At 49.6% G+C, this 9,965-nt stretch carries 8 protein-coding genes and 1 rRNA gene; 5 read left to right on the forward strand and 4 right to left on the reverse strand.

The window, feature by feature from the left end:
* Positions 1 to 50: 50 nt before the first annotated feature.
* Positions 51 to 2,624, reverse strand: a complete 2,574-nt coding sequence (locus QOL41_RS13250) for a TIGR03960 family B12-binding radical SAM protein (RefSeq protein ID WP_163436780.1) — start codon at positions 2,622 to 2,624, stop codon at positions 51 to 53.
* Between the two features lie 89 nt (positions 2,625 to 2,713).
* Here QOL41_RS13250 and QOL41_RS13255 point away from each other — a divergent pair, with 89 nt between their 5' ends.
* From QOL41_RS13255 to truA, 3 genes are all read left to right on the forward strand, one after another.
* The gene (locus QOL41_RS13255; protein ID WP_283430145.1) at positions 2,714 to 4,075 is read left to right on the forward strand and encodes a GGDEF domain-containing protein; all 1,362 of its coding nucleotides are present in this window, start codon (positions 2,714 to 2,716) and stop codon (positions 4,073 to 4,075) included.
* A 299-nt stretch (positions 4,076 to 4,374) separates the two neighbouring features.
* On the forward strand, positions 4,375 to 5,337 hold the full coding sequence (locus tag QOL41_RS13260) for a hypothetical protein (RefSeq protein ID WP_283430146.1): 963 nt from the start codon (positions 4,375 to 4,377) through the stop codon (positions 5,335 to 5,337).
* Positions 5,337 to 6,089 (forward strand): tRNA pseudouridine(38-40) synthase TruA, encoded by a 753-nt coding sequence (gene truA, locus QOL41_RS13265; RefSeq protein ID WP_283430147.1) that lies wholly within the window; start codon positions 5,337 to 5,339, stop codon positions 6,087 to 6,089. Before QOL41_RS13260 ends, truA begins: the two co-directional genes overlap by 1 nt.
* On the opposite strand, the gene QOL41_RS13270 is transcribed toward truA, so the two are convergent.
* The 3 genes from QOL41_RS13270 to QOL41_RS13280 all read right to left on the reverse strand — a co-directional run bounded on the left by QOL41_RS13270 (position 6,086) and on the right by QOL41_RS13280 (position 8,607).
* Positions 6,086 to 6,685: a prepilin-type N-terminal cleavage/methylation domain-containing protein gene (locus QOL41_RS13270; RefSeq protein ID WP_283430148.1), complete on the reverse strand. Its 600-nt coding sequence runs from the start codon at positions 6,683 to 6,685 to the stop codon at positions 6,086 to 6,088. The genes truA and QOL41_RS13270 overlap by 4 nt on opposite strands.
* 70 nt (positions 6,686 to 6,755) lie before the next feature.
* Positions 6,756 to 7,484 carry a pyridoxine 5'-phosphate synthase gene (locus QOL41_RS13275; protein WP_173654118.1) on the reverse strand — a complete coding sequence of 243 codons (729 nt, stop codon included), beginning with the start codon at positions 7,482 to 7,484 and terminating at the stop codon, positions 6,756 to 6,758.
* Between the two features lie 13 nt (positions 7,485 to 7,497).
* Complete coding sequence (locus QOL41_RS13280; RefSeq protein WP_173654119.1) at positions 7,498 to 8,607, reverse strand: divergent polysaccharide deacetylase family protein; 1,110 nt, start codon at positions 8,605 to 8,607, stop codon at positions 7,498 to 7,500.
* Positions 8,608 to 8,637: 30 nt separating this feature from the next.
* Between QOL41_RS13280 and miaA the strand changes: the two genes are divergently transcribed.
* Positions 8,638 to 9,534, forward strand: coding sequence for a tRNA (adenosine(37)-N6)-dimethylallyltransferase MiaA (miaA, locus tag QOL41_RS13285; protein ID WP_283430149.1), 897 nt, complete (start codon positions 8,638 to 8,640; stop codon positions 9,532 to 9,534).
* Positions 9,535 to 9,874: 340 nt separating this feature from the next.
* Positions 9,875 to 9,965, forward strand: a 16S ribosomal RNA gene (locus QOL41_RS13290); the annotation flags it as partial.

The following is a 9,965-nucleotide window of genomic DNA, read 5'->3' on the forward strand; positions in this document are numbered from 1 at the left end:
AGGAATACTAATAAAAAATGTCCAAAAGTGTTATAACTTTTGCTAAAGTTTTACCATTCCATCGCAATTTTCTTGATAAGGAAGCGTCTTGACGCCTCGTCAAGCTTCTTGGGATCGAAATTGACGCCCATCAGGGCTGCGTAAATGTTGAACGGGCTGGCGGTGGTGCCCATGTTGTTACACTTGATTTTAAGGATAATGGCGCCGCCTGCAATTTGAATTCCAAGAATATGCTCGTTCAAGTTGATTTCTTGACCGCGGTGGTTGAGTACCACGGGGAGCGTCTTGCTTTCAAACTTTTCCATGATGCCTTCGGGAATGGATTCAGGCGTGAATGAATAAATCATTGCCGTCGGCATGTGCTTCGATAGCTTTTCCTTGAGCGGTTCTATGTTCACGATTTCCATGCCGCGCGGGAAGGGCCTCGAAAGTTCGGCCATAATCTTTGGCAGATTTTCCTTGGATATGTCGAGCGGTTGCAGAAGGTCTACGCTGATGACTTCGCAGTAGGTTTCAAGACCGAGCGGGAGTGCGCCCATGTTCGAAATGCGGGGTTTCGGACTGAAGCCTTCGCTGAACTTGATGGGAATGCCTGCGCAAAGGAACGTGCGTTCGAAGAAACTGAGCATGTTCTGGTGCGGCAAGAATCGGCTGAGGCCTGTTTTCTTGAAGGTAATCTTGTAGCTGTGGCAGCTCTTTTGCGTGGGGCGGCGTTCAGCGACAAGTTTCTTGATTTCTTCGGGCGTGCGGCTCGGAGCCTTGTGACGTACCGGGTCGTTAGCGAGTTTGATTTCGGCGCCGAAGCCCGGAATACCGCACTTCTGGCAATCACCCCATTTGCAGTTGGGCACGGGGGCGGAATCTTCCTTGAATGCTTTTTCCCATTCGCCGCGCAGGTACTGTTTGCTTGTACCGGCGTGAATGAAATCCCATGGGAACACTTCGTCTTTTTCGCGCATGCGGTACACCCAGCTGGTGTCATAGCCACATTCTTCCCAGACCTGCTGCCATTTTTCAAAATCAAAACGGTAAGAGTCGCTTTCGAAGATAATTCCCTTCTTGTAGGCGGCGTAAATCACGGGGCCGAGCCTGCGGTCGCCGCGGCTGTATATGGCTTCGAGGAAGCTTGTTTCCCAGCCGGCCCAGTTCACCTTCACGTTCGGGTGTCTAAAGAATCGTTCGCGCACGTAGCGGATATGCTTGAGGGCGGTTTCCTTGTCCATGAACGGAGCCCATTGCAGACCGGTAAAGGACTTCGGGATCAGAATGCCCATGCTCACGGCAATCTGGCATCCGCGCAGGTACTTGCGACCGATTTTCACGAGGTTTTCAATCAGGTTGCAGAACGCTTCCATATCCTGCTCGTTTTCGGTCGGGAAACCGATCATTGTGTACAACTTAATCTTGTTGAATCCGCTACTAAAGGCGTGTTCGGCGGCGTTGTACATGTCTTGGTCGCTGATGGTCTTATTGATCATCTTGCGGATTCGTTCGGAACCCGTTTCGGGAGCGAAGGTCGCGCTGCGGCCACCCTTGAGGGCAGAAATCTTTTGGGCGAGCGTTTCGCCGAAGGCGTTCACGCGGATACTCGGGAGACTTACATCTACAGTGTCGAAGAACGGGTCGTCAATGATGGAATCGGTCAGGCCTTCTACAGGCTTGTAGTCGGCGGTAGAGAGCGAAAGAAGTCCAAGTTCGCGTTCGCCGGTAGCCTTGATGCCTGCTTTGGCGATGTCCAAAACGTCATCGGGGTCAAGTTCTCGGCAGGGCCTGTACCAAATGCCGGCTTGGCAGAAACGGCAACCTTGGGCGCAACCGCGCATGACTTCGACGCTGAATCGGTTATGCACCAGCTGCATGTTGGCAATCAAGTTCTTGATGGGGTAGTTCTTCGGGTCCATTACCGGAATGAACTGCCTGCGCACTCCGTTCGTATTCTGGTAGCTGCCCTTGGCGGGTTCTGCAGGAACGATGTCGCCAAATTCATTGATGACAGTGGGGCGCAGACTCGGTACGTACACACCATCGATTTTAGACAAATTCTCTAGAATCTGGGCGCGGGGGAGTTTGGCCTTGCGTCCTTCGCCTACGCAGCGCAGGAACTTGATAATCATGTCTTCGCCATCACCAATCATGAAGGCGTCGAAAAAGTCTACGACCGGCTCGGGGTTTGCCATGGCAGGGCCGCCTGCCACCAGAATCGGATCTTCTTCACGGCGGTCTTTTTGCCACACGGGAATGCGCGCGATGTCAAGCACGTAGGGCACATTCGTAAAGTTGAGCTCCGTCTGGAGCGTCATGCCGACCACTTCGAAATCACGCACCGGTGTATAGCTTGCGTAGCTGTACAGCGGAATGTCGTATTTTTCCATTTCTTTTGCCATGTCGTCCCACGGAGCAAAGGAAACTTCGCACAGCAAGTCCGGTTCGCGGTTAATGACATGGTACAGAATGCGGATTCCGTTATTGCTCATGCCGATTTCGTACTTGTCGGGGAACACAAATGCCATGCGGCAAAGCATCTGGCTGTGGTCCTTTACGACACTGTTCGCTTCGCCACCCATATAGCGGGCGGGGGATTCGACAGCGGGGAGGGCAAGGGCAATCTTTTCAAGAATGGTCATATTTACAAATTTAGCTAAGTTCCTGTTTTTTTGCGTTTATTTATGAGTCGGCTGTCAACAATTTCCCTTTTTAAGCTACATTTAATGACATGAGCATGTTTACTTATTTCTTTTGGCTAGTTGCGTTTGTCACAGGTGTCGTCATCGCATTCTTTGTGCCTGAGACGACGGTTCCCATTAGTGGCAAGTTCGTTTTTATCGGGGCATGGGGCGCTGTTCTTGGCTTGGTGCTCTATAATGTGTGCAAGCGTAAGCTCGACATTGCCGAAGAAGACTTTAATGAAGCGCTTTATTCCATCAAGGATTCGAAGTTGACTATGTCGTCCGGGATTTCTGTGAATGAACCCGATCCGATGGCCTCCGCTCCTGAACCCGAAGATATGCCTCTTCCGTCGGGTGCAATTTCTTCGAAAGAAGCTCTTGCTAAAAAGGTTGATGAAATTTGCGTCAAGTTCCCTCTGGATGCCTGGAAAAAGTATACACGCTGCCTTTTGAAGGATCGCCCGGTCCCCGAAGTGATCAAGTCCTTGCAAGATTTGCTCCCGCTGTTGTTCCCGAATGCATCTGGAATCCTCTACATGTATGCTGGAACCCAGACGGACTTGCACAAGGTGCTTGGCTTTGGCGAAACAGTCTTTAGTGACGATGTGATTCGCCCTGTGGAATGCGCCAGCTTCGATGCCGGAGACATTGTCATTACGGATTATTCGAATCCGAGCGTGAATGGTGGTTGTACCCATTTGCATCACCACCCGCATGGCATTTCGTTCTGCGCTCCGATTGAAGGGGTTGAAGAACATTTCGGTATTTTCTCGCTCCAGACCGATGCTTTGCCCGACAACGAAACCATGGACGACTGGCATGCCAAGGTGAGTGCGGTTGCGGCAACGTTTGGACTCTATATTGCGACCCAGAACTTGAATGCCCGCTACAAGCAGCATAGCATTCGCGATGGCTTGACTGGATTGTTCAACCGTCGCTACATGGAAGAATCCTTAATCCGCGAAGTGTCGGCGGCAACTCGCCATCGCTCGCCGATTGGGCTTGTCATGATTTACCCGGATTCTGTTTCGCATATTCAGGAACAGCGTGGCCGTCATGCCGTGGAACAGCTCCTGTGGGAACTGGGCCAGCGCCTGCCGGGCTATGTCCGCAACGAAGACATTCCGTGCCGTTACGAAGGCGATGTGTTCTGCGTGATTCTGCCTGGTGCAGACCTCAAGATTACGCGTGACCGTGCCGAAAGAATCCGCAACGAAATTTCTCAGCTCAAGATTGCCTATGGCGATACGGTTCTTGAAACCACGCTCAGCATGGGTGTTGCCGTAATGCCGGTGCATGCGGGCGACGCTCGCGGCCTTCTGAAGGCAGCCGGAGAATCGATGCAACTGGCTGTTCAGTCTGGCGGCAATCGTGTGATTCTGGCCGATGCATTGGGCAAGAAACAGTAATCGAAACCTGAACTTTATTGATTAATTTGTATGCAAGGCGAGGTGCCTTGCATATTTTTTTGTGAACTTAACTTTACAGAATGGCAGAGTCGGCTACAAAAAAAAACTCAGTTAACTTGCGTTAACTGAGCTTTTTGGGGGTTAGGAGGAGAACAAAGAGTTCTTGAGCATTAAGATAGAAATTGGATGGGAATATGGGAGGGCTTTTCGATAGGTGTTGTTGAAAAGCGTTGAGATTTCTTCAACATTCTCAACAATTCTCATTGGGCATATTTTCTTTTTTTTACTATTTTTAGGCTATGAAAAAGTTTTTAGCTCCCATCGTGCTGCTTGTCCTGGCATCCGCTTTGGCTGTTTATCTGTTGACGGATTTCTCTGGTTCAGGAAATTCCTTTGATGCCGAAGCTTATTTGACGGCACGCTCTAAAATTGATTCACTTGAACTTGAACTCTGGAATGCAAAGGCTGATCCTGACCTTCAGGTAAATATCCGCTTGCAGCTTGACTCTGCATGGGAAGAATTGTCCTCGATGCGTTCTGCTCCGGTTTCTGCTTCTTCGGAAGGTACCGCTGTCGAAGAAAAGTCTCACGCATCTGATATTGTCAAATGGATTTTGGGTGGCATTCTTGCCATTGCCGTTTGCGTTGTCGTCTTGATCTTTGTTTTGAGAAAGCGTCAAGAGATTATTACCCGCCGTATGGAAGCTATTAAGGCCGAACGTTTCAAGGAACCGAAGGCTTCGCTTGATGACGCGACTATTCCGCCGCGCCCGCGCCGCGAAAAGCGCTCCATTATTGCTGACGCCGAGGCGTATGCAGCCAGAAAGCGTGAAACTCTTGCTCAAGAAGCTGCTGCAAAGCAGGAACCCAAGCCCGAAGAAGAGCCGAAGGTCGCTTTCGAAGACGAAAACGGTGTTCCTGAAAACAAGATTCTGACGAGTGCTATCGAAAATAAGCCGACTCTCAGGCCCACAGCCAAGGAACGTATCACCTCTGCAATGCAGAATCTGTCTGACGTATTGCGTGCTCCTCGCGGCCTTTCTCGCGAACGCACGATGAAGTTGCGCGCCCAGAGCCGCAACCTCACAGGCGATCCGAACCTCAAAAGCCCGCTCGAAGTAACGCGCTTCGATCGTGAATCCAACGAAAAATTGAAGATTCTCCAGATGTCCCGCCGCGGTTTCCCCGCCTCGGCTATCGCCTCTAGCCTGAAGATTTCTCAGGAAAAGGTTGAAGCGGTCATCAAGGAAGCCATGGGCTAATGCGTTATCGTTACCGCTGCGAATATCTGGGCAGCGCCTTTTACGGCTGGCAGGCCCAGAACGAGGGCGGAAAGACCAAATTTGTTACTGTTCAGTCTGCGCTAGAGCAAGCGTTTAGCGTCGCTCTTCGTACGCCAGTGCGCATTACGGGCTCTGGCCGTACCGATACGGGCGTGCATGCCCGCGGGCAATGCGTGCATTTTGATTTCGATGGTGAAATAGATTGCGCAAAAATAGTCCGTTCGATTAATGGGCTTACGCAAAGGCTTATCCGCATTCGTGACCTCGAACCGTGTGCGCCGGATTTCCATTCTCGATACGACGCCTTGTGCCGGTATTACCAGTATACGATTTTTACCCGCCCTGTTGCTCTTTTGCGTGACTTCGGCTGGGAGTGCGGTTCCTTGAATCTCGATCTGGATGCCATGGAGCAAGAGGCCAAGTCCTTCTTGGGTCACCATGATTTTATCGATTTCTGCATTCCTCGAAACGACGGCAAACCGACAGATTGCATTCTTACGGAATTCCGCCTGGAGCGCCTGAATGATTGGAGTTGCATGTTCCACATTAAAGGGAATCGCTTCTTGCACCGCCAGGTGAGGGCCATGGTCGGAACGTTATTCGATGTCGGTCGCGGCAAGCTTCCGCTGGGGACCGTTCAAACTATTTTTGACAAAAAATTTAAGGGCGAACGCACGTGGGCGCCGCCCCAAGGGCTTGTACTTCAGAATGTAGAGTATAAGGACTACTAGTTCTTTTTGGCTTTGTTGTTGCCGTTATCCTTTTTCTCTTTTTTCTCTTTTTTCTCTTTCTTTTCCTTGTCGTTGTCGCCGCTCTTGTTGTCATCACTGTCGTTGTTGTCGTCGCTTGTGGCTGCGGCACTGCATTCAGCAACAGCTCCTATAGCCCATGTAACTGTTAATGGGAGACAGTCCTCAGACGAAAGGATTTGCTGGTAGTCGACATGGCTTCCGGTAGGAGTCATTGAAACGGCCCAAACGCTTCCGGCGGGGCAATCGTTCAAATCCGTGAGGCTTGCAATCTTGAGCCCAATAACGCTTTCGGTAGATTCCAAACTTATATCGCCGGATACGCAGCCAGAATATTGAAAGTAGTTGGTTGTGCCGCCACCCGGTGCTGCAAAACCAATGCTATTCCAACTTCCGATCATGTCCTTGTGGGCAACATGCGCGTCCTGAAGCTTTATGTAAGATCCTGCGGCAACGGAAACTTCGCTTGCCTTGGCTTTTGCAATTTGTCCGAAAATTTTCGGAATGCTAACGGCCGACAATATGCCAAGAATGACAATAACGACCAATACCTCGACTAAAGTAAAGCCGTGCTTCATTTTTTTTTGCCCCTCTAAATAAAAATGTTTGTTGCCCTTAAATATAAAAAGGGAATTTTAAATTCCCTTTTTAAACCTTGGTGGCTTCAATCATGTCGCGTACGGCACGGTCGATTCCGATCATGACCGCCTTGCTGACTATGCTGTGGCCGACGATAATTTCGTCGATGCCTTCGATAGCGGCGATGGCGCCCACATTGCGGTAGTTGAGCCCGCGGCCGGCCTTAACCTTGAGGCCGTATTTGCGGGCGAGGACTGTCATGTCTTCAAGTGCCGAAATTTCGCGTTCCACTTCTTCGGTGCTTCCGAGTGTGCAACTGGTGGCGTACTTGCCCGTGTTGAATTCAACGAAGTCAGCGCCAATCTTCTTGGCGGCCTTGACTTGTTCGGTTTCGGCGTCAATGAACACACCGACAGAAATATCGTTGTTTTTGAGCGTCATGACTGGCTTAATCAGGTCGTTGGCCTTGGCGGCTACGTTCAAGCCGTCTTCGGTCGAAAGTTCCGTGTGAATTTCGGGAACAAGCGTCACGGTGTCGGGCTGGTTGTTGATTGCGGCCTGGAGCATTTCTTGCGTGGGGCTCATTTCCAAGTTCATCTTGGTGGTCACCGTGCGGCGCAAAAGCTGAACGTCGCGGTCTTGGATATGCTTCTTGTCTTCGCGCAAATGTACCGTAATGCTTGCTGCGCCTGCCAGTTCTGCAAGTACTGCCGCTGCAATCGGATCCGGTTCGCAAATTTTGCGGGCTTCGCGGATAGTGGCGATATGATCAACGTTAAATCCAAGTTTTACGGTCATACAAGGCTCCTTGTCATTTCTTCATAAAAGTAGATAAATTTATTAGAGTGGTACCCTGGGCTTTCGCTTTTGCCGGCAAATCGCTCAATTTTTCGATAGAGCTTGTATTTAAGGGGAGAATCATGACGGCAAGTCCGTTTCGCTTCGCTTCCCTGATTTTTGCCTTGGTATAGTCGTCTATCGAGCTGTTTTCACGGTTGTAGGCAGTGGCGGTTTTGCATTTCATTTCAAGTTCTTTACAAGTCTGCATGACAATGGAACGCTTGTTTGCCGAAATATCCATAAACCAGAGTCCGCGATCCTTGGCGGGCTTCAAAATGGCCTGTAAAAGCTGTTTGTGTTCTACAGCCTGTTCGCCATAGCGCGATACGATTCCCCTTGCCTGCGGGAACTTGGTGCGTGCGTCCCCAATCACGGTCTCGATTTGTTCTTCGGTGTGGTGAATGCGTAGGGGTCTTAGCTTGTTGTGGGCCTTGTTCAATTTGGTGGATTCCAACGTGAGCCAAAGTGTCTCGCTCATGTTGTTTATTTTGTCTAGACTCTTGTATTCTTCGTCACTTAAACCGAATGGCGGAATCAGCAGGTCGTAGGGGTATTCCAGTTTCTTGAGGGCGACAATCAGTTCGGGTGTCAAGCTGGTAACCTGGAAGGCGACTGCAAGCAGCGATGCGCCCGGCTTGAATTCGTTGCGGGAGACTTGAAGTTCCAGTTTGAGTGAATCGCCTTTATCGTTTAAAAGGTCCACTTGTGCAGCCTGGAAAATGGAAGGATCCAGGTTGTAGATTTCTTCCATATAAAGAATCTTGCCGCCGTTTTTGTCGACGAATCGCTTGAGCTGCAACAAATACATAATGACTGTTTCGCCGCCGCCCATAGTCCATATATGGCGCTTCTTGCGTTTGGAGTAGCTTACCTGTAAAGGAGATAGGGCTGCGTCCATTTTTTCTTCGAACGAACGGGTGTCTTGTTTTTCGGCCTGTTCCTCTGTCGAATCTTTTTGAATAAGCTTGCCTTCTACCTTTGTCTTATAAAGCTCGGTAAGCATCGGGAGCGCGAATACGAACCCTCCGATTAAAATCAGCAAAACAATAATTATGGCAAGAATGTGTTTCATTTTTCCCATGGTAGGTGCTAATATAACTAAATTGCCGGTATGCCTATTGTGTTTGCCTTGGTCGGAGCGACCGGAATCGGAAAATCGGAACTGTCCCTGCAACTTGCGGAATCGTTTAATGCCGAAATCATCGGGGTTGATTCTAGACAGGTATACAAAGGCTTTTGCATTGGCACTGCGCAGCCGGACGCTGCTAGCCTGCAACGGGTAAAGCACCACATGGTTGATTTTCTGCCGCCGACTGAAACTTTTTCGGCGGGGGAGTTTTGCCGCCAAGTAAAAAACTTGCTGGCAGAAAATCCCGAAAAGAACTACATCTTGGTCGGTGGTACAGGGCTTTACGTACAAAGTCTTTTTCTTGGACTCCCGAAGATTCCTGCTGTTCCCGAAAGCATTCGTAAAGAGCTAGAAGATAAAGCGGCAAGCGAAGGTGCTGATAATTTATACAAAATGGCTTGCGCGGTAGATCCCGAGTCTGCTCAAAACGTGAATCCGAATAATACGCTGCGCTTGGTGAGAATCCTTGAAGTGTTTCAGGCGACAGGGCGCAAGTTGTCGGATTATCAGAAGGAACGTGAAGGCGGAATTGGGGCGGTTCCTGTCTTTTGGTTGCAACGGGACCGAGATGTTTTGTACAAACGAATTGATGCCCGCGTAGACCAGATGATAAAAGACGGTTGGGTAGAAGAGGCTCGCGAACTCTCTAAAACAGTGCCGCTTACGGCCCCTGCATGGCAAAGTTTGGGCTATCGCGAACTTTTGCAGGCGAAAACAGCCTCTGAAATGAAGAATATTGTTGAAGAAGTCAAGAAAAAGACCCGCAATTATGCCAAAAGGCAGTTGACATGGTTCCGTTGGCAACTTCAGAACACTTCGATTGACATGGAAAATGCCCCTTTTGAGGCAATTTTGTCCAGTCTTTCAAAAAACGCTTAAAGAAAGTTGTGAATAGTTTGTGAACTCTTGGGTAATTCCCTGCGCAAGAGTCGTGTTATTCCCGTTTTTTGCGAAAATAAGAAAAAAATGCGATTTTTTCTGCAAAAACACCCTTGCAAAAGTTCCTGAAAATTCTATAATTGGCGTCGTTCCTGAGAGGGACGGCCGAAAACGAAACGCTAAACGCGAAGAACCAAGTAAGCCGCGATCAAGGGACAGCAACCCGAGAGGTTGCTGAGTAGATTGAAGGAATCGGAGATGTGCTTAGTGACGGGTCCAAGAGATTTCTTGGAATAGTCAATAATACGAACGTGATTAACGGGACCAAGACTTTAAAAAATTAATGAAGAGTTTGATCCTGGCTCAGAACGAACGCTGGTGGCGTGTCTTATACATGCAAGTCGAGCGGTGCAGCAATGCATAGCGGCGAA

The sequence above is a fragment of the Fibrobacter sp. UWB10 genome (assembly GCF_900182935.1).
GTDB classification, from domain to species: domain Bacteria; phylum Fibrobacterota; class Fibrobacteria; order Fibrobacterales; family Fibrobacteraceae; genus Fibrobacter; species Fibrobacter succinogenes_O.